The 24,874-nt window shown below is 67.0% G+C and carries 30 protein-coding genes; 15 read left to right on the top strand and 15 right to left on the bottom strand.

Translation table 11 applies throughout. The features are described from left to right. Positions 1-89 precede the first annotated feature (89 nt). Positions 90-2,930 carry a leucine--tRNA ligase gene (gene leuS, locus ACQHI0_RS27560; RefSeq protein WP_427904695.1) on the bottom strand — a complete coding sequence of 947 codons (2,841 nt, stop codon included), beginning with the start codon at positions 2,928-2,930 and terminating at the stop codon, positions 90-92. Positions 2,931-3,132: 202 nt separating this feature from the next. On the opposite strand from leuS, the gene ACQHI0_RS27555 reads away from it, so the two are divergent. From ACQHI0_RS27555 to ACQHI0_RS27530, 6 genes are all read left to right on the top strand, one after another. Next, positions 3,133-3,540, top strand: a complete 408-nt coding sequence (locus ACQHI0_RS27555) for an SdpI family protein (protein ID WP_427904694.1) — start codon at positions 3,133-3,135, stop codon at positions 3,538-3,540. 62 nt (positions 3,541-3,602) lie between these two features. After that, the gene (locus ACQHI0_RS27550; protein WP_427904693.1) at positions 3,603-3,911 is read left to right on the top strand and encodes a hypothetical protein; all 309 of its coding nucleotides are present in this window, start codon (positions 3,603-3,605) and stop codon (positions 3,909-3,911) included. Between the two features lie 87 nt (positions 3,912-3,998). Further along, entirely contained in the window at positions 3,999-4,157 is a 159-nt protein-coding gene (locus ACQHI0_RS27545; protein WP_427904692.1) for a hypothetical protein, read from the top strand. A gap of 43 nt (positions 4,158-4,200) precedes the next feature. Then, complete coding sequence (locus ACQHI0_RS27540) at positions 4,201-4,380, top strand: hypothetical protein (RefSeq protein ID WP_427904691.1); 180 nt, start codon at positions 4,201-4,203, stop codon at positions 4,378-4,380. A gap of 186 nt (positions 4,381-4,566) precedes the next feature. Next, positions 4,567-4,809, top strand: a complete 243-nt coding sequence (locus ACQHI0_RS27535; protein WP_427904690.1) for a hypothetical protein — start codon at positions 4,567-4,569, stop codon at positions 4,807-4,809. A 66-nt stretch (positions 4,810-4,875) separates the two neighbouring features. Beyond that, positions 4,876-5,235, top strand: coding sequence for a hypothetical protein (locus tag ACQHI0_RS27530; protein ID WP_427904689.1), 360 nt, complete (start codon positions 4,876-4,878; stop codon positions 5,233-5,235). Positions 5,236-5,325: 90 nt separating this feature from the next. Here the strand turns inward: ACQHI0_RS27530 and ACQHI0_RS27525 are convergent, their stop codons facing one another. The 4 genes from ACQHI0_RS27525 to ACQHI0_RS27510 are packed head-to-tail and all read right to left on the bottom strand — an operon-like array spanning position 5,326 to position 9,768. After that, complete coding sequence (locus tag ACQHI0_RS27525; RefSeq protein ID WP_427904688.1) at positions 5,326-6,354, bottom strand: aminotransferase class I/II-fold pyridoxal phosphate-dependent enzyme; 1,029 nt, start codon at positions 6,352-6,354, stop codon at positions 5,326-5,328. Next, the gene (locus tag ACQHI0_RS27520; RefSeq protein ID WP_427909312.1) at positions 6,351-7,364 is read right to left on the bottom strand and encodes a 3-oxoacyl-ACP synthase III family protein; all 1,014 of its coding nucleotides are present in this window, start codon (positions 7,362-7,364) and stop codon (positions 6,351-6,353) included. Before ACQHI0_RS27520 ends, ACQHI0_RS27525 begins: the two co-directional genes overlap by 4 nt. A gap of 2 nt (positions 7,365-7,366) precedes the next feature. Next, positions 7,367-8,026, bottom strand: a complete 660-nt coding sequence (locus tag ACQHI0_RS27515; protein ID WP_427904687.1) for an SRPBCC family protein — start codon at positions 8,024-8,026, stop codon at positions 7,367-7,369. After that, positions 8,023-9,768, bottom strand: coding sequence for a thiamine pyrophosphate-binding protein (locus ACQHI0_RS27510; RefSeq protein ID WP_427904686.1), 1,746 nt, complete (start codon positions 9,766-9,768; stop codon positions 8,023-8,025). Before ACQHI0_RS27510 ends, ACQHI0_RS27515 begins: the two co-directional genes overlap by 4 nt. A 141-nt stretch (positions 9,769-9,909) precedes the next feature. Between ACQHI0_RS27510 and ACQHI0_RS27505 the strand changes: the two genes are divergently transcribed. The 3 genes from ACQHI0_RS27505 (at position 9,910) to ACQHI0_RS27495 (ending at position 12,306) form a co-directional block, all read left to right on the top strand. Next, positions 9,910-10,437: an EXLDI protein gene (locus ACQHI0_RS27505; protein ID WP_427904685.1), complete on the top strand. Its 528-nt coding sequence runs from the start codon at positions 9,910-9,912 to the stop codon at positions 10,435-10,437. 115 nt (positions 10,438-10,552) lie between these two features. Beyond that, positions 10,553-11,512, top strand: coding sequence for an ATP-binding cassette domain-containing protein (locus ACQHI0_RS27500; protein WP_427909311.1), 960 nt, complete (start codon positions 10,553-10,555; stop codon positions 11,510-11,512). Continuing rightward, positions 11,509-12,306, top strand: coding sequence for an ABC transporter permease (locus ACQHI0_RS27495; protein WP_427904684.1), 798 nt, complete (start codon positions 11,509-11,511; stop codon positions 12,304-12,306). Before ACQHI0_RS27500 ends, ACQHI0_RS27495 begins: the two co-directional genes overlap by 4 nt. 117 nt (positions 12,307-12,423) lie before the next feature. Here the strand turns inward: ACQHI0_RS27495 and ACQHI0_RS27490 are convergent, their stop codons facing one another. The 3 genes from ACQHI0_RS27490 to ACQHI0_RS27480 form a co-directional block, all read right to left on the bottom strand. Beyond that, the gene (locus tag ACQHI0_RS27490) at positions 12,424-13,122 is read right to left on the bottom strand and encodes a zf-HC2 domain-containing protein (protein ID WP_427904683.1); all 699 of its coding nucleotides are present in this window, start codon (positions 13,120-13,122) and stop codon (positions 12,424-12,426) included. After that, positions 13,119-13,628, bottom strand: a complete 510-nt coding sequence (locus ACQHI0_RS27485; protein ID WP_427904682.1) for a sigma-70 family RNA polymerase sigma factor — start codon at positions 13,626-13,628, stop codon at positions 13,119-13,121. Before ACQHI0_RS27485 ends, ACQHI0_RS27490 begins: the two co-directional genes overlap by 4 nt. Before the next feature lie 67 nt (positions 13,629-13,695). Then, positions 13,696-14,334: a YqgE/AlgH family protein gene (locus ACQHI0_RS27480; RefSeq protein WP_427904681.1), complete on the bottom strand. Its 639-nt coding sequence runs from the start codon at positions 14,332-14,334 to the stop codon at positions 13,696-13,698. A 107-nt stretch (positions 14,335-14,441) separates the two neighbouring features. On the opposite strand from ACQHI0_RS27480, the gene ACQHI0_RS27475 reads away from it, so the two are divergent. Beyond that, the gene (locus tag ACQHI0_RS27475; protein WP_427904680.1) at positions 14,442-15,200 is read left to right on the top strand and encodes a lysophospholipid acyltransferase family protein; all 759 of its coding nucleotides are present in this window, start codon (positions 14,442-14,444) and stop codon (positions 15,198-15,200) included. Here the strand turns inward: ACQHI0_RS27475 and ACQHI0_RS27470 are convergent. Further along, entirely contained in the window at positions 15,194-15,505 is a 312-nt protein-coding gene (locus tag ACQHI0_RS27470) for a GNAT family N-acetyltransferase (RefSeq protein WP_427904679.1), read from the bottom strand. The two genes, ACQHI0_RS27475 and ACQHI0_RS27470, sit on opposite strands and share 7 nt — an antisense overlap. A gap of 182 nt (positions 15,506-15,687) precedes the next feature. Here ACQHI0_RS27470 and ACQHI0_RS27465 point away from each other — a divergent pair, with 182 nt between their 5' ends. Then, positions 15,688-16,812: a glycerate kinase gene (locus ACQHI0_RS27465; protein WP_427904678.1), complete on the top strand. Its 1,125-nt coding sequence runs from the start codon at positions 15,688-15,690 to the stop codon at positions 16,810-16,812. A gap of 21 nt (positions 16,813-16,833) precedes the next feature. Here the strand turns inward: ACQHI0_RS27465 and ACQHI0_RS27460 are convergent, their stop codons facing one another. Further along, positions 16,834-17,211, bottom strand: coding sequence for a winged helix-turn-helix transcriptional regulator (locus tag ACQHI0_RS27460; protein WP_427904677.1), 378 nt, complete (start codon positions 17,209-17,211; stop codon positions 16,834-16,836). 154 nt (positions 17,212-17,365) lie between these two features. On the opposite strand from ACQHI0_RS27460, the gene ACQHI0_RS27455 reads away from it, so the two are divergent. Continuing rightward, the gene (locus ACQHI0_RS27455; protein WP_427904676.1) at positions 17,366-18,247 is read left to right on the top strand and encodes an NAD(P)-dependent oxidoreductase; all 882 of its coding nucleotides are present in this window, start codon (positions 17,366-17,368) and stop codon (positions 18,245-18,247) included. An 88-nt stretch (positions 18,248-18,335) separates the two neighbouring features. Further along, positions 18,336-18,914, top strand: a complete 579-nt coding sequence (locus ACQHI0_RS27450; RefSeq protein ID WP_427904675.1) for a hypothetical protein — start codon at positions 18,336-18,338, stop codon at positions 18,912-18,914. Between the two features lie 46 nt (positions 18,915-18,960). Here the strand turns inward: ACQHI0_RS27450 and ACQHI0_RS27445 are convergent, their stop codons facing one another. Genes ACQHI0_RS27445 through ACQHI0_RS27435 form a run of 3 tightly spaced genes read right to left on the bottom strand, consistent with a single transcriptional unit; the run spans position 18,961 to position 20,973 of the window. Then, positions 18,961-19,197 carry a helix-turn-helix transcriptional regulator gene (locus tag ACQHI0_RS27445; RefSeq protein ID WP_067455043.1) on the bottom strand — a complete coding sequence of 79 codons (237 nt, stop codon included), beginning with the start codon at positions 19,195-19,197 and terminating at the stop codon, positions 18,961-18,963. Further along, positions 19,187-20,035 (bottom strand): ABC transporter permease, encoded by an 849-nt coding sequence (locus tag ACQHI0_RS27440; protein ID WP_427904674.1) that lies wholly within the window; start codon positions 20,033-20,035, stop codon positions 19,187-19,189. Before ACQHI0_RS27440 ends, ACQHI0_RS27445 begins: the two co-directional genes overlap by 11 nt. Then, positions 20,032-20,973 (bottom strand): ABC transporter ATP-binding protein, encoded by a 942-nt coding sequence (locus ACQHI0_RS27435; RefSeq protein WP_427904673.1) that lies wholly within the window; start codon positions 20,971-20,973, stop codon positions 20,032-20,034. The genes ACQHI0_RS27440 and ACQHI0_RS27435 overlap by 4 nt, the downstream gene beginning before the upstream one ends. Before the next feature lie 178 nt (positions 20,974-21,151). On the opposite strand from ACQHI0_RS27435, the gene ACQHI0_RS27430 reads away from it, so the two are divergent. Next, positions 21,152-21,598, top strand: coding sequence for a nitroreductase/quinone reductase family protein (locus ACQHI0_RS27430; protein ID WP_427904672.1), 447 nt, complete (start codon positions 21,152-21,154; stop codon positions 21,596-21,598). Between the two features lie 98 nt (positions 21,599-21,696). Here the strand turns inward: ACQHI0_RS27430 and aroQ are convergent, their stop codons facing one another. Beyond that, complete coding sequence (gene aroQ / locus ACQHI0_RS27425) at positions 21,697-22,152, bottom strand: type II 3-dehydroquinate dehydratase (RefSeq protein ID WP_427904671.1); 456 nt, start codon at positions 22,150-22,152, stop codon at positions 21,697-21,699. A 62-nt stretch (positions 22,153-22,214) separates the two neighbouring features. After that, entirely contained in the window at positions 22,215-22,769 is a 555-nt protein-coding gene (locus ACQHI0_RS27420) for a hypothetical protein (RefSeq protein WP_427904670.1), read from the bottom strand. Positions 22,770-23,288: 519 nt separating this feature from the next. Here ACQHI0_RS27420 and ACQHI0_RS27415 point away from each other — a divergent pair. Continuing rightward, positions 23,289-24,845 carry an NTF2-like N-terminal transpeptidase domain-containing protein gene (locus ACQHI0_RS27415; protein ID WP_427904669.1) on the top strand — a complete coding sequence of 519 codons (1,557 nt, stop codon included), beginning with the start codon at positions 23,289-23,291 and terminating at the stop codon, positions 24,843-24,845. Positions 24,846-24,874: the final 29 nt, after the last annotated feature.

Genomic DNA, 24,874 nt, shown 5'->3' with positions numbered 1-24,874 from the left:
AGCACGAGCTAACCTGCCCACCTCACAAAGCTTGCCGCGTCCCTGACTCTCCCCGTCCCCGGGTCTGGCCAAAAGGCCCGGGGAGGCGGCTACAGCACGATGTTGACCATCTTGCCTGGCACCACGATGATCTTGCGGGGTGCTTGACCGTCGAGCAGGGCGATGACCTTCTCGTCGGCCAGCGCGGCGGCCTCGATCGAGGCGGGGTCGGCGTCGGCCGGAACCTGGATTCGGCTACGGACCTTGCCTTTCACCTGAATCGGGTACTCCACCGAGTCCGCCACCAGCAGCGCGGGATCGGCAGCGGGGAAGGGTCCGTGGGCCAGGGATGTGGTGTGGCCGAGGCGTTCCCACAGTTCCTCGGCGATGTGCGGGGCCAGCGGCGCGAGCATCAGGACCAGGGGTTCCACCGCGGCGCGGGGGGCGCCGGTGGCGTAGTTCTTGGTCAGGTGGTTGGTCAGCTCGATCAGCTTGGCGCCCGCGGTGTTGTCGCGCAGGGCGGCCAGGTCCTCGTCGACGCCGGCGATGGTGCGGTGCACCAGGCGCAGGGTCTCGTCCGAGGGCGCGGCGTCGGTGGCCTTCACCGTGCCGGTTTCCTCGTCGACGACCAGGCGCCAGACGCGCTGCAGGAAGCGGTGCGCGCCCACGACATCCTTGGTCGCCCACGGGCGCGAGGTGTCCAGCGGACCCATCGACATCTCGTAGAACCGGAAGGTGTCGGCGCCGTAGAGGTCGCACATCTCGTCGGGCGAGATGGCGTTCTTCAGCGACTTGCCGATCTTGCCGTACTCCTGGGAGACCTCGATCTCGACGCCGTCGGCACCGGTCCAGAAGAACTTCGCGTCACGCTCGACGACCTCGGCCGCGGGCACGTACGCGCCACGGGAGTCGGTGTAGGCGTAACCCTGCACGTAGCCCTGGTTGTACAGGCGGCGGTAGGGCTCGTTGCCCGACACATCGCCCAGGTCGAAGAGCACTTTCTGCCAGAACCGCGCGTACAGCAGGTGCAGCACCGCGTGCTCGACGCCACCGACGTACAGGTCGACACCGCCCGGATCGTTCGGGCCGTGCTCAGCCGTGCGTGGGCCGAGCCAGTACTTCTCGTTCTCCTCGGCGCAGAACGTCTCGGCGTTGGTTGGGTCGGCGTAGCGCAGCTGGTACCACGACGAGCCGGCCCAGTTGGGCATGACATTGGTGTCGCGGCGGTACTGCTTGGGCCCGTCACCCAGGTCCAGCTCGACGTTCACCCAGTCGGTGGCCTTGGCCAGCGGCGGGGACGGCTCGGAATCGGCGTCGTCGGCGTCGAAGGTGACCGGCGCGAAGTCTTCCATCTCCGGAAGTTCCACGGGCAGCATGGATTCCGGCAGCGCGTGCGCCACGCCGTCGGCGTCGTAGACGATCGGGAACGGTTCGCCCCAGTATCGCTGGCGCGCGAACAGCCAGTCGCGCAGCTTGTACTGCACGGTGCCGGTGCCGTGGCCCTCGGCTTCGAGGTGGCCGATCATCGTCGCCTTGGCCTCGTCGACCGAAAGCCCGTTCAGGAAGCCGGAATTCACCAGCTTGCCCTCGCCGGAGTGGACCGCTTCGGCGACGTTCCCGCCGTCGATCACCTCGATGATCGGCAGGTTCAGCGCGGTCGCGAAGTCCCAGTCGCGGCTGTCGTGGCCGGGCACCGCCATGATGGCGCCGGTGCCGTAGCCGCTCAGCACGTAGTCGGCGATGAAGATCGGTACCTGCGAGCCGTCGGCCGGGTTGGTGGCGTAGGAGCCGAGGAAGACGCCGGTCTTCTCCTTGTTCTCCTGACGTTCCAGATCCGACTTCGCCGCGATCGACTTGCGGTATGCGGCAATGGCTTCCGCGGGGGTGGCGCTGTCGTTGGTCCAGCGGGCGTCGGTGTCGGCCGGCCAGGCGTCGGCGGTCAGCTTGTCGACCAGCTCGTGCTCGGGGGCCAGCACGACATACGTTGCGCCGAACAGGGTGTCGGGGCGAGTGGTGAACACCTCGATGGTCTCGCCGTCGGCGTCGAACCGCACCTGCGCGCCACGCGAGCGCCCGATCCAGTTGCGCTGCATGGACTTCACGTTGTCCGGCCAGTCCAGCGTGTCCAGGTCGTCGACCAGGCGGTCGGAGTAGGAGGTGATCCGCATCATCCACTGCCACATGCGCTTACGGAACACGGGGAAGTTCCCGCGCTCGCTGCGGCCGTCGGCGGTGACCTCTTCGTTCGACAGCACCGTGCCCAGACCCGGGCACCAGTTGACGATCGAATCCGACTGGTACACCAGGCGATACGAGTCGATCAGCGCACCACGCTCGGCGGCGGACATGGTGTTCCAGTCGCCGGCGGGAACCGGGCGTGCGCCGGTGGCGAACTGCTCTTCCAGCTCCGCGATGGGGCGCGCGTGTCCGGCCTCCTGGTCGTACCAGGCGTTGTAGATGCGCAGGAAGATCCACTGCGTCCACCGGTAGTACTCGGGATCGGTGGTGGCGAACGAACGGCGCGGGTCGTGGCCGAGGCCCAGCCGGTCCAGCTGACGCTGCATCGTCGCGATGTTGGCCTCGGTGGTCACCCGCGGGTGCGCGCCGGTCTGCACGGCGTACTGCTCGGCGGGCAGGCCGAAGGCGTCGTAGCCCAGCGCGTGCAGCACATTGCGGCCACGCATGCGGTGGTAGCGACCGAAGACGTCGGTGGCGATATAGCCGAGGGGGTGGCCGACGTGCAGGCCCGCGCCCGAGGGGAACGGGAACATGTCCTGGATGAACAGCTTGTCGGGCGGCGTCTCGCCGGCGAGCGGCCCGACCGGGTTGGGCGCGTTGAAGGTGCCGCGCTCGGTCCAGTTCTGCTGCCAGCGGCGTTCGATCCGCCCAGCCAGCTCGGCGTTGTACCGGTGCTGAGGTACGTCAGTCTCGGTTGCACGAGTGTCCTGCACGGTCCTGCCTTCTTGTTCTCGCCGATCCCCGGTAAACATCGTCTAACAGCGTAGAACGTCGGTGCGAGGTGATTTCCCAAGGGCCGAGAACGTGCCGCCTGGTCTCGCGCGGCCCGGGCAATACCCACCGGTGGATGTGTGGCCGGTCACCTCGGCGGGGAGCCCTGATTTCGGGTCTTTACGGGTGCGCTAGCCTGCATGAATGGTCGTCGTCGCTCTCCTGTTGTTCGCGCTGGCCGCGGTCGCCATCGTGACCGGCGTGCTCGGACTGCTCGGCAAACTGCCCCGCAACCGCTTCCTCGGTGTCACCACCGAAGCCGCCCTGCACGGCGACGACAATTTCCGCATCGCGAACCGCATCGCCGCCCCCACCTCCGTGGGCGCGGGCGCTCTCCTGTTCGCCGGCGGCCTGGTCGTGCTGGTATCCGGTGGTTTCGCGGGCCTCGGCGTAGCCGCCCTGGTCGCCGTGATCGCCGTCTTCACCCTCGGCGCAGGCGCCAACGCGGCCGCCCGAGCAGTCGAACCTCTCCTCCCCCCGGCCCCCGTCGGCGGCTGCGGCTCCTCCTGCGGCGGCTGCTCCCTCCGCGACACCTGCGCCCCCGCGAACTAACCCCTGGCGGCGGGTCCTGCGTTCCGGTAAAACAGGAGGCAGGACCTTGATCGGGGGGCATCATGAAGGTTGTCGGGGCGGGGCTCGTGCTCGCATTGATCGGCGCGATCACTACCGGCTATTCGGCGGTCGCGGGGATTGTCATGCTCGTCGTGGCGGCGGTGCTCCTCGCGAGCGGCCTCGTTCTTGTTTTCCGTGATCCCGGTGGTTCGCGGAAATCGAAGCGATGGTGGGCCGCTGGTGCGGGGTCGTCCGCGGCGGGGGTTGCCTGGTTCGGTGACGGCGGCGGGCAGCATCACGGTGGCAGCGGCGGGGGCAACAGCAGCGGGCACGGTGGTGGCGGCTGCGGTGGTGGCGGCGGTGGCGATTAGTCGCTGACTGCGACTGAGCCACAAGGGGATTACAAGAACGCGCGGTTACGGTCGGCCTCGTCATACCGGTACAGGTAGGAGGGGTTCATGAGTATCAGCGATGTGGTCACAACGATTCTCTCGCTTCTCGTCGGCGTGCTCGGCGTGGTGGGAATCGTGGCGGTGCCCGTCATGGTCATCCTGGCGATTGTTCAGCAGCTGTCCGATCCGGCCGGGCGACCGGAAAGGCGCGCGCGGATCTGCTGACGTGGTTGCCGGGCCGGAACAGTAAACAGTTCGGGGAGAAACCATGATCTTTGTCTTGGCGTTCATTGTCGCCGTAGTCGGGCTGTTGCTCGGGGGTGGAACGGGAGCGGTCCTACTGGCGACCGCGATCGCGATGGTGCTGTTCGGGCTCGTAATGCTCAGTGCCACACCGGAAGCCAAGAACGAACGGCAGGCCGCGGCGGCGCGCCGAGCGCGTCGGTGAGCGATTACGACTCGTTTTGTACCGAAAGTGTTCGGGTACACCGTAGTAACGACTGAATTGGGGGAATCATGAAGGTATTGGGGCTAGGGCTCGCACTGTTCTTCGGCGGATTGTTCGCCGGAGCTTTCGAACCGTTACTCGGCGTGCCGATCATCTTGATCTCGATGGGCTTCATCGCGGCCGGCTGTGTCCAGCTCAGCCGCGCCTCCGGGCAGCGACCTACGCGCGCAGGCGGTCGCCGCAATCGAGGTTGGGCCGCGGGTGGGGCTGCTGCCGCGGGCACCTATGGCTCCGGCGACGGCGGTAGCGGAAGCGGCAGCAGTTGTGGCGGCGGAAGCAGCTGCGGCGGTGGCGGCGGAGGCGGCTGTGGTGGAGGCGGCGGTGGCGGCGGGGGCGGCTGACCCGGCGTTCTGGCCGCTGGTCGGCTGAAAGCCGATTGCAAGGACTCGCGGTTACGGTCGGTCTCGACATACCGAACCAGGTAGGAGGGGCCCCGTGAACTTCATCGACGTGCTCGCCGCAGTGCTCTCACTCGTCGTCCTCATGGTATTCGTCGTAGTGCTCATCGGAGCGCCGGTGCTGATCCTCGTGGCGATCATCAGGGCAACCGATACGCCGGCCAGGGCCGGCAGGCGGGCCCAACGTGCCGCGAACCAACATCAGGCGCGCACGCAAATGCGGGCACGGCGCTCGGGCTCGACCAGTTGGGGCTCCACTGACAGCAGCTGGTCGAGCGGTAGCGGTTGGTCAGCGAGCAGCGACTCCGGATCCAGCAGCGGCAGCAGTTGCGGCGGCGGCAGTAGCAGCAGCTGTGGTGGGGGAAGCAGTTGCGGTGGCGGTGGTGGTGGGGACTGAGCCGCGGATGACCGGGACCTGGTGGAGGGTCCAGGTCCCGGTCGGGGGGGACCCGGTGAGTACCGGGTCAGGCTTCGGTTGCCGAAGTGATCACCGCAGGTCGATGAGGGCGGTGTGGACGGCGGCGGCCGCGGCGGGGTCGCCGACGGTGATGCGGGCGCTGCCGTCGGGGTAGGCCTTCGCTTTGATTCCGGCACGGCGCAGGGCGGTGGCTACGCCGGGTCCGGGGAGGTAGAGGAAGTTCGCGTGGCTGCGGGGGACGTCGATTCCGCAGGTGCGCAGTGTCATTCGGAGGAGTTCCCGTTCGTGGTTGATGTAGGCGACGCGGTCGTGGAGTTCGGTGGTGGCGGCGTAGGCGGCGCGGACCGCCGCGACCGAGGTGGTGGGGATGCCGAAGGGCAACTGCTGGTGGCGGATTCGTTCGATCAGCTTTCCCCGGCCGACGCAGTAGCCGATGCGTAGGCCGGCCAGGCCGTAAGCCTTCGAGAACGTCCGCAGGATCAGCAGGTTCGGGTGGCGGCGCAGGAGGGTGTGGATGTCGAGTCGATCTGCCGGGTCGAGGAATTCGACGTAGGCCTCGTCGAGGAGCACCGGCACGCGGTTCGGGATCGCGGCGAGGAAGGATCGGACGGCAGCGGCGTCGATGACGGTGCCGGTTGGATTGTGGGGTCGGCACAGCACGACCAGGGCGGTGCGCCGGTTCACCGAGCGGCGCATGGCGGTCAGATCCTGATTGCCACCGGCGTCGAGCGGGACCGGGACGAGCACCATTCCGGCCATCTCCGCCATGATCGGGTACCCGTCGAACGTCGGTGTGCCGGTGAGCAGTTCACCGTCACCGAGAGCCCGCAGCACCTGCATCGCGACACCGGTAGCCCCGGCGCCGACCACCACATCGTCGGGTGAGACCGCCAGCTGGCCGGCGATCACCCGCGGCAGTTCTTCCGGAAGGAATTCCGGATACCGATTGGCCTGGGTCAGTGCGGTATTCACCGCGGTGAGAACGGAAGGCAGTGGTGGAAACGGATTCTCGCTGAGGCTGAGATCGAACAGCTGGGGTGTCGCGGTGGTGCGGAACCGGCGGGAGGGGATAGTCGGTTCCACCAGTTGCAGACTCATCGCGCGGCGCCCCAGCGAATGGCCGCCGCGCCGGCGAAATCGCCCGCGTGCGCGAACGCGGACAGCAACACCACCGACCCGTTGCGCAACCGGCCTGCCCGGTTCTCCACATCGAGCGTCACGGGAATGCCTGCGGCGAACAGGTTTCCGCACTGATCGAACGTATCGGGATGACGTTCCGCGGGCAGCTCCAGCGCGTCGTGCCAGTTGCGCAGGAACAGCCGGTTCGGCTGATTGGTGACGAAGGTGTCGATATCGCTGCTCTTCACCCCGATCCGCTCGCACACCTCCAGCGCCACCTCGGGCACCAGCCGATTACCGCGTGCGAAGACCTTGGTGATCTTCGATTCGGAGAAACTCACACAACCCTGACCCTCGCCCGGCTCCCAGTACTTGCGCGTGCCATTCGTGGAAAAGTCCATGTCACCGGCGAATTCGGGATAGGTGCGGGTTTCGATCTCGAGAATCGGTCCCGAATCATCCTTGCGCAGCAGCCCGATTCCGCACCCGTCCCCTGGCACCGGCGCCTGCGCCAATTTCCGGATATCGGGCTGGGTGAACACCGGTCCCGCGCAATTCTGCGCGGCGACGATCAGCGCGGTTCTCGCATCGCTGGTGGCCATCATCATCCGGGCCAACGACATCATCTGGACGAACGCCGCGCACCCACTGTTGTGCACGTCGAGCACCTGCGAGGGATGCGCGCCCAGCCGGCGAGCCAGTTCCGGGCCCGCTCCGAGCACCGGATTGTCGGGCAGCTGGGTGTGGGTGATGATGATATCGATCTCGGACGCCAGGTCGGCGCCGTGCCGTTCGCGCAGGACGGCGAAGGCCTGCTCGGCCATGTCGACGGCGGTTTCGTCGCGGCCGATGTGGTGGCGGCCGGCCGGCGAACGGAACATCACGTTCTTGGCCATCCGCTCCGAACGGGAGAACTGGGTGAAGTAGTCGGTCGGGACGGGGTCGCCGGGCAGATAGCTCGCGACGTCGACCAGACTCACCTGCGGCATATTCACTGCATCCACTCCGGCTTGATCGGCAGCCCGTTGACCGCGCGGTATTCACAAATGGCTTTGAGGTTGTCGAGCTCGAGCTGGTGTCCGGCGGAGAACATCTCCCAGAAATCGCCGACCCAGACGGGGCGCTTCGGCGGTGCTGTTTCGGGATAACCGTTCTCGTCGTAGAAGGGGTGTTTGCAGTTGACCCACGTCACCACCGAACCGGGCTTGTTGAACACCACCTGCGCATCGATCACCCGCATCAGATAGATCATCCACAGATGCTCGGACTGGTCCCACGCGCAGTGATAGTCGACGGTCATCGCGTCGGCATGGGTGACGGTGCGGGTGAAACACTTGGTCGCGTCACCGAGGCGGTCGTAGGACAGCCACAGGCCGGGCTCGTCGGTTTCGACGAATCCGCGCAGGCTGTAGGTCCATTCCTCGAGCGAGCGGGTATCGGCCAGGTACGCGAAGACCTCGCGTGGCGGTGCGGCGATGTAGGTCTGCACGGGGCAGTAGTCGCCGAAGATCTGGTCGTGCGGATACACCGACCGCAGCATGTCCATGATGATCGGCGTGGTGGTCTCCCGGTCGGAATTCTCGATCCGGATGACGCCGGGCACCACCTCATCGGGGATGTCGGACAGGGCTGGCAGGGCGCTGGTGGTCACGGGGTGCTCCTGGATTCGAGGGTCGACAAGAAGGGCAGAAAAGGCGGGACTTCATCTGGGTCGCACAGGATTTCGAGAAACGAAGGGCCGGGGGTGGCGAAGCTGTCGGCCAAGGTCTCGAACAGCCGGTCGGGGTCGGAAACGGTGTGGGCGGACAGCCCGGGGAACATGGCGCCGATGCCCGCTCCCAGATGCGACGGCTGAAAACGGTTGAAGCTGTATCGATCTCGGTAGTAGAGCTGTTCCCGGGTGACGCACATCGCGTGTGCGTTGTTGTTGAACACCACGAAGGTGATGGGCAGGTCGTGTTCGATCGCGGTGTGAATCTCCATGCCGTGCATGAAGAACGAGCCGTCGCCCGCGATGACGACGGTCCGGTGCGGGCCGTCGGGTGCGGCACGGCGGGCGAACGCGGAACCGATACCCGCGCCGAAGGCGTAACCCATGCCGCCCATCCCGAGCGCGACCGTGAAACGTCCGCGCTCGGGTACCCGTAGGTAATGCACCACCGAGGCGCCGGTGTTACCCGCATCGGCGAAAATGTCGGCGCCAGCGGGCAGCGCGCGCTGGATCGCCTCGACGACGGTGCGATAGCGCAGACCCGGACCCTCGGCCGCGGGGACCGTCATCGGGGTGAGCTCGGTGGCGCCCGCGCTCGTCGTCGGCCCCGCACCGATGCCCGCCAGCAGGGCGCTGATGGTCGCGGTCAGATCTGTGCTGGTGGCATGGGTCGCCGCCGGGTACGGCGGTAGGGCGCCGACGCTCAGCACCGGCAGGTCGGCGAGGGCGTTGTCGAGGCCGGCGCGGGTGGTGACCGGAAGGCGCGTGCCGACGAGCAGGCATGCGCTCGCCTCCGCGAGGTTCTCGACCAGTTCGGCATGACCCATGCTGCCCGCGACACCGCAGTAGCCGGGGCCCGTATTGGAGTACACGTCCTTGGCGTCGGGAGCCACGCCGATCGAGGCGTCGAGCGCGGCGACCAGTGCGGTGAGTTCGGCGCGAGCATCGTCGCGAGCGACCTGATCACCGGCGATGATCACTACCTTGCCGACGCGCCGGGCGGCGGCGAGTTCGGATGCGATGGTGAGCGTGGAGACTCCGGGTGTTGCCGTTCGTGCGAGCTCGGCTTCCTCGGGAACCGGCGAGCCTGCCCTGGAAACCACCGCGGCGGGCAGTGGATCCGTGGCGAACCGTCCGCCGGTCTCGTCGTGTACCGGCATCACCTGCTGCTGAACATCTTTCGGAATAAGCAAAACGGCGGGACCGCCACTTTCCGCGGCGGCGATCGCCGCCGCGAGCTGCGCGGGCAGCTCGGCGGGGTCGCTCACGCGCGCGCAGTACCTGCTGATCGTGGCGAACAGCGCTGCCGCGTCGATGGATTCGGCCAGCCCGCTCGAATCCTGGAAGGCACCGAGTCCTTGCAGACCGGTCGGCGGCTGTCCGACCAAAGCCAGCACCGGCACCCGCGAGGTGAACGACTCGGCAAGGCCGGCAACAAGATTCATGGCCCCACCACCCGAAGTAGCCGCGACGACACCCATTCCGCCCGTGCTGCGCGCGTACCCGTCGGCCATCGTCGCCGCCGAGAACTCGTGCTTGGCGACGATCCCGGCGGGAAATCCGCCCGCATCGAAGATCGCGTCGTACAGGTCCTCGATATTGGCGCCGTCGACGCCGAAGATCTGGGCGATTCCCCGGTCGGCTACCGTTCGTACCAGGTAGTCCACGACTCTGTCCGGCATCGGCCCTCCTTCTGCGCGACAAGATGTGACGCCGTTGTTCACCGCGTCTATCGGGGACTACGAGGCGCGCCGAGGGGGAGTTCAGAGGGTGGGCGAAAACTAGCCCTTGTGTGTACGTACACATATACGTATAGTGAGTTCATGCCCAACAAGACGATCTACGTAGCCGACGATGATCTCCCCGTGTTCCAGCGGGCTCAGGAGCTGGTCGGCGGAAACCTCTCCAGCACCGTGGTCAGCGCGCTGCGCAGGCTCATCGAGCTGGAGGAAGGCCGTGCGGCCGGCTTCGAGGAGGTCGTCCTGCAGGTGGGTCGCGACGGGGTCCGGCAGGTGCGTTTCCAGGGCGCGCTGCTGGCCGAATGGCGCGATGTCGGCGACAAGCGAGTGCTGCACCAGCAGGTGTATCGCAGCCGCAAGGGCAAGCTCGTGCTCCACACGCACTCGGCGTTGTGGTCGGAATACCCGACCGGCGACGCCGCGGGCGACCTCAAGGACTGGAAATACTGGCGCCGCATGTTCGGCATCGGTGACCGGCCGTGGGACTGGGGTGACTACGAGTACGAGATCCTCGACGACCTGAAAGCCCTGAAGGATCGCGTGCCCGACAAGCTCTATCGCAAGGTCGAAGACATCACCGCGCACCCGCAGATCGAGGAACTCGACATCTAACTCCTCGCGCCGACAACCACACACCGCACACACCAACCGCAGCCCCTGGGGGCTGTGTCGATAACTCATGCACATATTCGCAGCAATGAATGCAATTCTCTGGAAAGGGACGATCATGGTCAACTCGGCCATCACCGCACGCGGTCTCCACAAGGCCTACGGCGACAAAACAGTTCTCGACGGCATCGACATCACCGTCGCCGAGGGCACGGTGTTCTCCCTGCTCGGCCCCAACGGCGCGGGCAAGACCACCACCGTGCAGATCCTCACCACGCTGATCGCCGCCGACGGTGGGCAGTGCACGGTGGGTGGCCACGACGTGGCGAACGATCGAGGCGGGGTGCGCGAGCTGATCGGCGTCACCGGGCAGTTCGCCGCGGTCGACGAGCTGCTGACCGGCCGGGAGAACCTGCACATGATGGGTGACCTGAACCATCTACCGCGCCGCGAAACCCGCAGTCTGGCAGACGAATTGCTGGCCCGCTTCGACCTGGTCGAAGCCGCCGACAAGCCGGCGAGCACCTACTCCGGTGGCATGACCCGCAGGCTCGATCTGGCGATGACGCTGGTCGGCGATCCGCGGGTGATCTTCCTCGACGAACCGACCACCGGCCTCGATCCGCGCAGCCGCCGCTCCATCTGGGAGATCATCCGCGGCCTGGTCGACGACCTCGGCGTCACCGTCTTCCTCACCACCCAGTATCTCGAGGAGGCCGACCACCTGGCCGACCGCATCGCGGTACTCGACAACGGCCGCATCGTCGCGGAAGGCACTGCGGCAGAGCTGAAGCGGCTGATCCCCGGTGGTCACATCCGCATCGACTTCACCGATCAGCCCGACGTGGCCGCCGCCCAGCGTGCGTTCGGCCCGACGGCGAAGGTGGTCGAGGGCACCGACGGGCTGACCCTCGCCGTGCCGAGCGACGGCGGCGTGCGGTCACTGCGCGCCGTGCTCGACCTGCTCGACGCCGAAAACATCGAAGCGGGCGGTATTTCCGTCCACACGTCCAATCTCGACGACGTCTTCCTCACCCTTACCGGCCGCGCCACCACCGAGCAGGAGTCACTGCGATGACCACTATGACCAAGTCCAAGTCCTACGCCTTCGCCGACACGATGACGATGTTGCGGCGCAACATGATTCACGTCAAGCGTTACCCCAGCATGACGTTCAGCATCATCATCATGCCGATCGTGCTGATGCTCGTGTTCAAGTACGTCTTCGGCGGGGCGCTCGAAAAGTCCTCTGGCGGCAGCTATATCGACTATCTGGCACCCGGCATGATGTTGCTGTTGCCCGCGTATCTCACGGTGTCGGTCGCGGTCTCGATCGCCACCGACGCGAGTAAGGGCATCGTGAATCGCTTTCGGGTGATGGCGATCTCGCAGTCGTCGGTGCTCACCGGGCATGTGCTCGGAGCACTTATCCAGGCGATGGCGGGTGTTGTCGCGATGACCGCCGTCGCGATGCTGGTCGGCTTCCGGCCGAACGCGAACGTCGTCGAGTGGGTCGGTGCGTTCGGGCTGCTCGCACTGGTGACCTTCGCCTTCACCTGGCTCGCCATCGCGCTCGGCCTGCTCTCGCCCACTCCCGAAAGTGCCAGCAACGCACCGTTTCCCATCGTGCTGCTGCCCTTCCTCGGCAGCGGTCTGGTGGCCACCGACACGATGCCGGTGGGTATGCGTCAGTTCGCCGAGTACCAGCCCTTCACCCCCATCACCGAGACGCTGCGCGGCCTGCTGATGGGCACGGAGATCGGCATCAACGGCTGGGTCTCGCTGGCCTGGTGCGCCGTGATCGCGGGCGGCGGCTTCCTCTGGTCAGCCCGCCTCTCCGCGAATTACAGCCGGTCTCGAGCGGGCAGCTAGCCAGGCAGGCGGCCGCCGGTCGATAACGTGTGAGCTTGGCCCGTACCCGGTGAGTTACCCATGTTCTCGCTGAATCTGTTGAACGGTCCCGGATTGCGATCCGGGACCGTTCTGCGGTCAGACCTGGGCGACCAAGATGGGCCGACCGGAATCGACAGAGGTGATCTCCACCTTGCTGATCGACTCCGGCGGTGCGTCGATGGTGCGATCCACCGTCAGCTCGGTGCCGGGGCCCGCGGGCCACTGGTCGAGTTCGAACCGCTGCTCACCCGCGGTCACGACCAGACCGTACGTGCGGGTATAGCCGGAACCGTAGGAACTCGGCGCGTAGCGGCAGGTCATCACCAGGCGCGTGCGATCACCGTCGCGGACCAGTTTCACTTCCGCGCTCACCGGGGTCTGCTCCACGGCCTGCATCTGCTGCTCCGCGACGATCTGCTCGGTCGGCGTCTCCGAGCGGGCCACGGTCATCGTCACCGGGATCGCGATCGCCACCGCGGCCGCAGCGGCCGCCACCGCGCTCCCGACACCCACCCAGCGCCGCCGCTTCCTGCGCCGTTCGGCGGCCGCGGCCAACGCCGGAATCAGGTCAGGGACCTGCGGCGCGACCGGCTCGGGCGATTCGATCATCGACAGCGCGATATCGCGGTCGACCAGGGCGAGCATGCCCGGCATCCCGGACAGTTCGGCGACGGCCTGCTGGCACTGCGGGCAAGTCAGCAGATGCGTCTCGTATTCGCGCCGCTCGGCGGCACCCAGCGAACCGAGGACGTAGGCAGCGTCCCAGGTGCTGTACTCGTCGGCGAGGTCGGTCATCGGTTCGTCACCCCCATCTCCTGTAATGCCAGTCGCATGGCGCGCATGCCGTAGTGCAGGCGCGATTTCACCGTCCCCGGTGGGATGTCCAGTTCGTCGGCGATCTGGGCCATGCCGAGTCCGCGATAGTAGGCCCGCACGATCACCTCGCGATGATCCGGGCTCAGCGTGCTCAGCGCGTCGGCGACCAGCCAGCCGTCGAGTGCGCGTTCGGATTGGTCGGGGCTCACCTGCTCCGGCGGGGTGTCGGTACCGAACTCGCGACGGTGCCTGGCACTGCGATATTCGTCGACCGCGAGATTACGGGCCACGGTGAACAACCATGCGCGCGGCGAGGTTTCGGTCTGTTCCAGCACGGCGGGACGTTGCCAGGCGCGCAGCAATGTCTCCTGCACGATGTCCTCGGCGCGGCCGGGATCGCGCACCAAACCGAGGGTGAAACGCCATAGTGCTGGTGCGTGCTCGGCGTAGAGCGCGCGCATCAATTCGTCGCGACCGTCGTTCATCGGCGGCCCTGGTCACTGCTCGTCGTAATTCATGGGTCACTCCTGCTCGTGTGAAGGAGTAACGGGATCAGTTGCGTTCGAGTTCAATCGGGTGTGTCGCCAGCAGGGCAAGCGGCAACGGCTGACGACGCAACACCGCGGCCCACAGATCGTGGCGGTCGGTGGCGATCGGGTCCGACGGCAGCGCCGACACCACGATCCAGTCGTCGTTGTCGAGTTCCCCGTCGAGCTGGCCCATCGACCAGCCCGCGTATCCGGCGAAGATCCGGATCTGCTCGACGAGCGGACCGATCTCGGCGGGGTCGGCGTCCAGATCGACCAGCACCACCCGGCCGTCGACCCGGCGCAGGCCGCGGATCTCGGAGATATCGACCCCCGCGCGCAGCACCGCCAGACACAGCGCCGCATCACGTTTGACCGGGCCGCCGATGTAGAGATCCGTCGGCGTCGCGGCCAGATCCGCCCAGGCGGGCAACACATCAACGACCGGGGTCTCGCTGGGCCGGTTCAGCACCACGCCGAGGCTGCCTGCGTCGTTGTGCTCGATCACATAGACGACGGTGCGCCGGAAAGTAGGTTCCACCAGGTCTATCGCGGACACCAGCAGGTTGCCCGCGCGAACGTTCAGCGCGGGCTGACCGCGCCGCCGATCGTCGCCGTGCCCGTCGCGAGTCCGGCGCTCGTCGGGATCGTCTCCGCCTGCCACCGAGCCATCATCGCATTGGATCGGCGGTGTGCGCTCCCCGCGGAGCGGATCGAAACCGGAATTTTGCTCCCGCGCGGGCTCCGGGGATCGCCCGGTAGGGTCGCGCTATGCACACGCCCGAGGTCCTACTCGACGACAACGACGCCGTGTACGACTACTACCTGCGCCATCAGCAGAACCGGTGGAAGGCGCTGGCCTCCTACGCGGTGCTGGCCCGGCGGTTCCGGCCGCGCGTGACCTTCGCCGAGGGCGCGAAACAGCAGGTGAAAGCGCTGATCCGGAGTGGGCGGCCGGTGATCTACGCGATCAACCATCTGTCGACCAGCGATCCGTACACGGTCGCGGCGACGGCGTGGCGCTCGCCGCTGCGGTCGAAGATCGGGCGGGTGCGAGTGCTGGCCAAGGACGAGCTCTTTCTCGATCCCGAGCAGCGGCGCAAAGTGGACATGATGGGCGGGATCCCGGTGTTCCGCGGCAAGGACCACGGGATTCGGGCGGTCAATGCCGCAGGTCAGCGGATGATGGACGTCTGCGCGCAGCGGTTGGCCGCCGGTGATCACCTCGCGATCTTCCCCGAGGGGACGTGCAATGAGGTAGATCACAGCACAGTGCAGGCCGTCGGTAGCGGGATCGGGCATATCGCGTTTCGTGCGGCCAAGCTGGACGCGGCGCCCGCGATGATCGCGATCGGGATGAACTACGGGACCTACGAGCCTGGTGTCGAACCGACGGCGGCCGAGGTCGTCTCGGGGATCGCCTACTTCCGGGCGCCGGTTCTCGAACTGCCGCAGCGGCCCGCCGACATCGCCAGGCTCGTCAAAGAAGAGCTGCAACTGGCTGTCGACGGGGCCGTCGCGCACTACTGAGGTAGGCCGAACAATTCCCTGGCTCGTTGCGGAACGTAGGCGATGTAGTCGGGGTGAGTGGTGATGAAATGCAGGACCACCGGGCACATCGGCAGGACGCTGTAGCCTTCGTCGCGGCTGGCGTCGAGTGCTGCCCGCACCAGGACATTCGCCAATCCACGGCCTTCGAATCGGGGGTAGATCTCGGTGTGGACGAGGGCGCGTTCATCGCCGGTGTCCTGGTATTCGATGTAGCCGGCGGGGTGAGCGTCGGTGGTGAGTTCGAACCGCTCGAGCGCGGTGTTGTTGCGGACCTCGGTCGCCATATGTCGACGCTACCGTGTAGGGGAGGACAACCCACTGAGCAGATGAGAACATGGGTGACTCCCGGACCACCTCCGAGCCGCTGCGCACCCGCCGCAAGACCGAGAACCATCGGTCGTGCTCGGAAATGGCACGCTGAATTCGCGGAGAGGCGGAACAGGTGGAGAGGCGGACAGTGGAACAGATGACTCGGCGACCTCTTGTCGTGCTCGCCCCCGACAAGTTCAAAGGTTCGCTCTCGGCGCCCGAGGTGGCCGCGGCATTGGGTAGGGGGATCGCTCGGCGGGCGCCGGGGGCGCGGGTGCGGTGTGTGCCGGTGGCCGATGGTGGCGACGGAATGGTCGACGCCTTCGCCGCGGCAGGGTGGAAACGGGTCGAGGTGGCAGCGCCAGGACCCACCGGGGAGGCTTCGACGGCGGTGTACGCGATGCGCGGAGATACCGCGGTGGTGGAGTTGGCGGCTGCTGTCGGGGTGGTGAAGTTGCCCGGTGGGCGGCTCGATCCGTTGCGGGCGAGCACGTTCGGGCTCGGCGTGGTGATCGGGCACGCGCTCGACGCCGGGGCGCGCGAGATCGTGTTGGGGCTCGGCGGGAGTGCGTCGACCGATGGTGGCGCGGGGATGTTGCGGGCGCTCGGTTTGCGGTTGCTGGACCGGGACGGACAGGAGCTGGACGGCGACGTCGATGTAGCCGCGATGCTCGAGCGGGTTGTCTCGGTGGACCGCGCCGGCTTGCACCCGGCGGTGACGACGGCGCTGTTCACCCTTGCCTGCGATGTGGACAATCCGTTGCTCGGTCCCGCGGGCGCGGTGGCTGTGTACGCGCCGCAGAAGGGGGCCACTGCTCGGCAGATGGCGAAACTGGAGGCAGGACTTACCAATTGGGCCGCGGTGCTGGGCACCGGGTATGCCGAGATCAGTGGCGCGGGGGCCGCGGGCGGTACCGGGTTCGGTGTGCTGGCGGTGCTGGGGGCGCAGGTGCGCAGCGGAATCGATGTGGTGCTCGAACTGCTGGAATTCGCGAAGCTGGTCGACGAGGCCACGCTGGTTGTCACCGGTGAGGGCTCGCTGGATCACCAGAGCATGCACGGCAAGGCACCCGTCGGGGTCGCGGCGGCGGCGAAGCGGGCGAGGGTGCCGGTGATCGCGGCGGTCGGCCGAACTCTGTTGTCGCCCGGCGAGATCCGGGCCGCCGGGTTCGCCGCGTGCTATCCGCTCAGTGACCTGGAGCCGGATCCCGCGCGTTCGATCAGCGCCGCGGCCGCCCTGCTCGAACGGATCGGCGAGCGAATCGCCCTGGAGCACTTGTAGTCAGAACCGCGACCGCCGAAATCACAGTGCGACTCGCGTGCCGGCCTGCGCTGGGATTTGTGGGCGGCTGACGGTGGCCAGTTCCGAGCGGTGCGTATTGCCCCAGCTCTCGAGCGGCTCCAGGGCCAGGCGCAGCGTTTCGCCCAGCGGCGTGAGCGAGTACTCCACGCGCGGGGGGATCTCGGGGAAGATCTCGCGGTGCACCACGCCGGTGCTCTCCAGATGACGCAGGTTCTCGGCGAGCACCTTCTCGCTCACGCCGTCGAGCAGTCGCCGGATCTGGCCGAATCGCTGCGGCCCATCGCCGAGCACCCACATCAGATGCAGCTTCCATTTACCGCCGACGACGTCGATGGCCAGGCTCATACCGCACACATCGTGATCTGCGTCACTACTCATCGTCGCCACACCCTTCTGACCGTTTTTCGAACCTCTAGGTAAGCAACCACACCACAACGTTCGGTCTTCCCGACGATACCCGCGCCGACCACCATGGAAAGCGGCGCCGAACCAACCAGTATCGAAGCAATATCGAGAACCGAAGGGCCACACCATGTCCGAGCAGACCGCTCCCCGTTCCGTTTCCGTCCTCGGCCTCGGCCCGATGGGCCAGTCCATGGTCAAGGCCTTCCTCGAGGCCGGCGTCGAGGTGACGGTGTGGAATCGCAGCACCGCCAAGGTCGACGCGATGGTGGCGCTGGGTGCCAAGCGCGCCGGCACCGTCGCCGAGGCACTCGACGCCAACGAGGTCGCCGTCCTCAGCCTCACCCACTACGACGCCATGTACGACGTCCTCGGCCAGGCGATCGACCACCTGCCCGGCAAGGTGATCGCCAACCTGTCCTCCGATTCACCGGAGAAGGCGCGGGCAGGCGCCGAGTGGGTCCGCGAGCGCGGCGCCGAATTCTTCTCCGGCGGGGTGATGTCGGCGGGCGACAATATCGCCCATCCCGCGTCCTACATCTTCTACAGCGGCCCGAAGCCCGTGTTCGACGCGCACGCCGAACTCCTGCGCCCGCTGAGCCCGCAGGAGTACCTCGGCGCCGACGACGGCCTCGCCCAGGTCTTCTACCAGGCACTGCTGACGATCTTCCACCCGTGGCTGCTCGCCTTCGACCAGGCGACCGCCGTGATCGCGAAGTCGGGCCACGACATCGCCCAGTTCGTCCCGTTCGCGGTGCGCGCCAGCGAGGCCTTCCCGTACTTCATGGAACAGTTCTCGGTGGCGAACCTGAACGGTGGCTGGGCCGACGTGGCGAGCCTGAAGATGATGGACGCGGGCGCCCAGCACATCATCGATGCCAGTGAGGAAGTCGGCGTCGACGCCGGGTTCTCGCACCTGGCGCAGTCGTACTGGCGCAAGGCACTGGTCGCCAGCGAGGCCGCGGGCACGGCGGTCTCGACCTTCGCGTTGATGCGCGGCGAGGCGTCCTGATGGCGCCATCGAGCCGAGCGAACGCGGTGACCGTCATCGGCCTCGGCTCGATGGGCAGGCAGATCGCGCGAAGCTGACCGGCAAGGTCGTGGTCAACCTGTCCTCGGATTCGCCGCAGCGAACCAGAGCGGGCGCGGCGTTCGTCCGGGCTCGGGGTGGTGAGTTTCTCGCCGGTGGGGTGATGGCTCAGCCGGAAGAGCTGGCAGGCCCGTCGGCCTACATCTTCTACAGCGGACCGGCGGCGGTCTTCGAGTCGCAACGAGAGTTGTTGCGGCCCTTGGCGGCAGCGGAATATCTGGGTGCCGACGACGGCGCGGCCCAGGTGTACTACCAGGCGATGCTCGCCCTGTTCCTGCCTTTACTGCTCGGCTACGAACAGGCGCTGGCGATCATCGACCGGTCCGGCTCCGAGATCGCCCGGTTCCTGCCCTTCGCCCAGCGCTCACTCGGCAGTGTCGGCGACCTGTACGCCGCGTGGGCGGGGATGGCCGAGGCCGGGGGGCTGGCCGATCCCGGTTACCTGCGGATGATGGGGGCCGGTGCGCGACATGTGGTGGCCACCAGCGCGGCGGCCGGCGTGGATACCGCTCTGGCCGAGTCTGTTTCGTCGTACTGGGAGCGTGCCATCGGCAGGCGGGCATCGACGTTCCAGGTACTTCGCGGATAACACGTCGAAACCGTTCGGCACAGTGCTGCCGAACGGTTTCGGGTGTTCACGCGGTCTCGGCGCCCAGTCTCGGGAACGGCTCGGTGGAGAACACCACTTCCACCGCTACTTCGAAATAGGCCGCGAGGCGCAGGGCGAGGTGCAGGCTCGGGCTGTATTCGCCGCGCTCGAGGTAGCCGACGGTTTGGTAGTGCACGCCGAGGGCTTCGGCTAGGTCTCGCCGCGAGATGCCGCGCTCGGCACGCAGCATCGCGATGCGGTTGTAGATGACCTCAGAAGGCACGCTGCATCGCTTTCTCGCGGCGGACGGCCACGCTGGATCCCGACTCATGGCGGGCCGCTCGCCGCAGCACGATCGGCGCGAGCAGCAACCCGACGATCGACCATACGCCGAGTACGGCGGCGGTCTCGAGGTGCCGCCACGACCCGTCGATCTCGATGGCCGCTGCCTCGGCGGGCAGCAGCGCCGAGCGCATGCCGAGGCCCAGCCAGTACATCGGGAAGAGTTGGGCCAGACCCTGCAACCAGCCGGGCAGGGCGGTGACCGGGTACCAAATCCCGGAGATGGCGATCAGGCCCATCAGGGGCAGAGTCAGCAGGAAGATGTCGCGGGCGCCTACGATCAACCCACCCAGGATGGCGCCGATCGGCAGCGTGGCGAGCAGGCCGAGCACGATCACCCAGACGAGCGTGATCATCGCGCCGCCGGGCGCCGACAAGCCACCGACGATCACGGCACCGATGGTCAGCACCACCACCAGCTGGACGAGTACCGCGCCCGCGGTCGTGCCGACCTTGCCGATGAAGTAGCCGAGGATGCCGTTCGGAATTGTCTTGGCGCGCAACAGGGTTCCGTCCTCGCGGTCGAGCGCGAGGACCTCGGCGATGCCGTACAAGCCGTTGAACGCGATGATGCTACCGAGCAGGCCGGGCACCGCGAGTTCGCCGAGCGACAGTGCGGTGTCCTGGTAGGTCCGATCGCGCAGGAATAAGATCGCGACCAGAAACAGTGCGGGAGTGAGGAACTGGCCCATCAGGCTCGTGCCGTTGGTGTACAGCTGCCGCAGTTCGATCCACATAGCCGTCAGGCCGCCCCTGACGGCAACGAGTGTGGGATTCATCGCGTGACCTCCTGCAGAGACCGGACCGGCTCGGCGGCCGCGTCGGATTCGAAACGGCGGACCAGCGCCATATAGGTGTCCTCCAGCGAGGCGCGCTGCACCTCGAGATCCTCGATCAATTCACCGTGCTGCTTGAACAGTTCGTGGACGTACTTGGTCGACTCGGTGGTCGTGTGGACGAAACGCTGACCGTCGCGGGTCCAGCGCACTTCGGCCTCGCCTGCGGTGGCGGCGCTGAGCTCCTCCGGGGAACCGTCGGCGATGATGCGGCCACCCGCCAGGATCAGGATGCGGTCGGCGAGCTTCTCGGCTTCGTCCAGGTCGTGGGTCGTGAGCAGGACGGTGGTGTCGTCGAGGTCGGCCAAGCGGTGCACCAGGTCGTGGAAGTCGCGGCGCGCGGCCGGGTCGAAACCGGCGGTCGGTTCGTCCATGAACAGCAGTTCGGGTCGGCCGACGATGCCGATCGCCACGTCCAGCCGGCGGCGTTGACCGCCCGAGAGGGTGGAGATCTTGGCGTCGGCTTGGTCGGTGAGTCCGACCAGATCGATGAGTTCGCCGGTATCCCATGGCCGTTGCACTCGGGCGGTGGAATACGGGGCGTAGTAGGTACCGAGATGCCGAAGTAGTTCGGCCACTCGCCATTTGGCGTGGTCTCGCCAGGATTGGAGCACCACGCCGATGCGGGCGCGCCAGAGTTCGTCACCGTGTTCGGGATCGGCCCCCAGCACGTCGACCTGGCCGGCCGACCTCCTGCGGAACCCCTCGAGGATCTCGATCGTGGTGGTCTTGCCCGCACCGTTGGGCCCGAGCATGACGAGCACTTCCCCGCGCCTGGCTTGGAATGTCACGTCGTGCAGGACGTCTGTCTCGTCGTAGCGCATGCGTAATTGCGCGACATCGAGAACGACATCTGGCGCACCGTTGTTGTTCGAAGTCATGAGTCCTCCCAGTCATCGACCTTCGATGATATGTAGCATACGTACTACATATCATCGCGGCAATGCTTCGCCGAAATTGGACATTCGAGAACTGTGAGCACTGCTCTTGACTTTGCGCGATGGCACGCGCATGCTTGTACACAACAGAGAGCAGTGCTCACGGTTTTAGGAGATCGACATGGACAACGCGACCCGCCACCTGCCCCCGACCGGCATCGATCCGATCGTCAACAAGATCGCTAACCTGCTTCCCGAGTTCGGGATCAGCATCATGGGTTCGCGGCTGCTCGCCGTGCGCGGCCGCAAGAGCGGTGAATGGCGCACGACCATGGTGAACGTGCTGACTGCCGCCGACGGCGAGCGCTACCTGGTCGCGCCGCGCGGGCACGTGCAGTGGGTGCGCAACCTGCGCGTGGCAGGCGACGGCGAACTGCGATTGGGCCGCAAGGTCGAATCCTTCACGGCCACCGAGGTTCCCGACGCTGACAAGGTCCCGCTGCTGCGGCTGTACCTGGAGAAGTGGGGCTGGGAGGTCGGTAAGTTCTTCGAAGGCGTCACCAAGGACGCGACCGATGGCGAGCTCGCCCGAATCGCCCCGGGTTTCCCGGTTTTCCGTCTCGCGTGATCATGCGAGAACAACGGTAACTCTCCCTGGGCACGGGCTGACCCTCTCGCCGGTGAACCGTCGGCCGCGTCCCCGGATCGCCCGGAGCTGAGTCCGGTCTAGATTCGCGGAGCGGCGGCACAGAATTCGATCGCGGCGGCATAGCCCTGGATGCCGAGGCCGGCGATCACCGCGGTCGCGATCGGGGAGACGTAGGAATGGTGCCGGAACTCCTCGCGCGCGTGCACATTGCTGATGTGCACCTCCACGATCGGTACCTCGGGAATCACCAGGGCGTCGCGCAGCGCGACCGAGGTGTGGGTGAGGCCGCCCGGATTGATGACGATGGCCGATACCTCGCCGCGGGCCTGCTGGATCCGATCGATCAGCGCGCCTTCGTGATTGGACTGGAAGGCGACCACAGTGCGGCCGAAGCGGGCGGCGGTTTTCTCGCACAGCGCCACGACATCATCGAGGGTGTCGGCGCCGTAGATCTCGGGCTGACGGGTGCCGAGCATGTTCAGGTTCGGTCCGTTGACGACGAGAATCGGACCAGTGGCCTGCACGGTTTCCATGCAGGCCATCCTATTGGAGCGCTGGCGCGCTCGAGGCGGGTCCCTTCGGGCCCCGCTGGTGATTACAGACCCGTCGGGCCTTCTGAGCGCAGGTCGTCGACTTTGCGCATGGCCTCGCGGAGTTCGGCCAGCCAGGTTTCGGCGTGTTTTCCGGCGAGTTTGACGGTCCAGGCGAGGGCGTCGGCGCGGGAGCGGGCTACGCCGGCGTCGATGAGGGTGTCGAGGACCTGGCGTTCGGGTTGGCGCAGGCGGGTCATGACGGGGACGGCCAGGTGGGTGAACACGGTCCGGTGGCCGTCTACTCGCACGCCCCAGGCGACGCTGCGGCCGTAACGGCGCTGGGCCTCGTCGGCGATCTGCATGCGGGCCGGGCGGGTCGACTCGCGGAAGCGGGCGAGGGTTCCCTCCTTGGTGGCGGTACTCGCGTCGCCTGCGACGGGGAGGTCGCCGACCACGACGATCTCGTCGCGGTCGATCTCGATCTCCACCGGACCGGTGAACCAGTCGGCGGGCAATCGTCCGGCGAACCAGTCGGGGGCGTCGGCGGGATCGGGAAGGTCGGCTTGCTGCCAGCCGCCGGGTCGGCCGAATCCGCGTTCGCGTCGGTCGTTCCGCATGGGAATCACCTGCTATCTCTGTTGCGCTCGTTGCGTTGATTACAAGATTACGCCGATATACGAGCTGCGGATTCCGCTCTGCGTGAACGGTTTCTTCTCGCCTCGCGAGGCGGGTACCGCGGGGGTTGGCGGTCGGTGGCCTGGGTACCCTCGCGTTGAATCGCCGGACAATTGCGAGATCCGCACGACCCGGCGAGGCTGTCGGTACGGTTGACACAGCAGTTGTTGCCGCTTACTGGGCGAGGTTGGAAATCCTGTCCTCATCGGGGCGAGATTTCCGGCACAATCGAGGTGTCGAGGTCGGGCCTGGTCCCGACTTACCGGGGCATTGGAGACGGGTCAACTTCCGGTACGGTGGATTTGTTACCGGAGTGGCAAGAGTGAAGAGTGGGCGATATGGATGTGTGGGGATCCCGCCGCTTTCGCGTCCGGGGCGCAATGGCGATTGCGGGGGTTGCGACCCTCGCCATGGCGTTGTGCTCATGTGGAGCGGGTGGGAACACGAGCGAGTCGGAGACGGTGGTTCAGAAGTTCACCGACCTCCTCGACGATCAGGACTACAGCAAAGCCGCCGACCTGACCTCGTACCCCGCCGCCGCTTCGGCAACCATGAAGCAAATGTTCGAGGGCCTGCAGACGGGCACTGTCGACTACGAGGCCTCGCAGGTCATCGACCTCGACAAGCAGTCGGCGATCTTCAGCATGGACGTCGCCTGGAACTTCGGTGAGAAGAAGGACTGGAACTACACCCTGCAGGGCACCGTCCGCAAGCTCGCGATCGGCTGGCGGATCACCTGGGAGCCCGCAGTGGTGATGCCGCAGTTGGAGAACAACCGCACCGTCAAGCTCGTGCGCACGACCGCCAAGCCGCCGCCGAAGGTCGTCGACCTGCCGGGCGACACGCTGATGACCGAGCAGACACTCAACGTGATCAAGATCGACCCGAGTCGCACCGGCGATCTCGTCGGCACCACCAATGCCCTCGCCGACGCCATCGAACCGGTCGCGCCGCTGATCACCGGACCATCGCTGATGCAGCAGTTGGCGGGCTCGCAGGGCAAGCCGATCGTCGCGGTGAACCTGCGCGACGGGGATTTCGCGATCCTGGAACCGCGGATGGCCAAGGTGCCGGGCGTGGTGATGGAGAAGCAGCCGAAGCTGATCTCGGCCGACCGGCGCACCCGCTCGCCGATGCTCGACGCGCTGCGCGAGGTATGGCAGGACAGCCTCGAGGCGACCGCGGGCTGGGGTGTGCAGATCTTCGAGGCCGACGGCCGGTTCGTCAACCAGGTGGCCGGGTATCAGGGGCCCGCTGGTCCGGATATCGCCGCGACGATGGATCAGCGCTTACAGCGTGCCGCCGAGGACGCGGTGGTGAGCGCGGGGACACCGGCCACGGTCGTGGCCATGCAGCCCTCGACCGGCGCGGTCGTCGCGGTCGCGCAGAATTCCTACGCCACCGAGAAGGGCCCGATCGCCTTCACCGGACTGTTCCCGGCGGGCGGCACGATGGAGCTCTTCCGCGCGGTCGCCGCCGCGACCAAGAACAAGCCGCCGCAGGACGTGACAGTGCAGGAAGCGGCCGAGGCGGCCACCGCGCTCGGCGTCGGCGTCGACTTCAAGGTGGCCGGGCTCGACGAGGTGACCGGGCGGATCAGCGCGCCCGGCCGCAGCACCGAGCAGGTGCGTCAGGGTGCGGGATCCGATGCGGTGCAGGTCAGCCCCTTCGGAATGGCGATCGCCGCCGCGGCGATCTCGCGTGGCTCGGTGGCGCCGCCGATGATCGAGGCGGGCAAGCCGGGCACCACCGATACCCCGGTCCCCGCGCTGCCCCAGCCCGCGGTCGACCGGTTGCGCGCCATGATGCACGAGGGCATCGGCAAGCCGGAAACCGCTGCGCTGCGCGGGTTCCGCGATATCACCGCGTTCGCCGCGACGGGCGGGACGGACGGTTGGCTGCTGGCGACGATGGGCGATCTGGTCTTCGCGGTGCACATCGCCGACGTCGACAGTGGTGACGCCACGTCACGACTCGCGGCCGTCTTGCTGAAATCCCTGGCCACGCCGGAGCCGTGAGGCCCGGTTTCGATGCACGCACACTGGTC

Source organism: Nocardia sp. FBN12 (assembly GCF_050320175.1).
GTDB lineage: Bacteria > Actinomycetota > Actinomycetes > Mycobacteriales > Mycobacteriaceae > Nocardia.
Note: the sequence above shows the minus strand (reverse complement) of the source record. Positions and strands in the feature narration are given on the sequence as shown.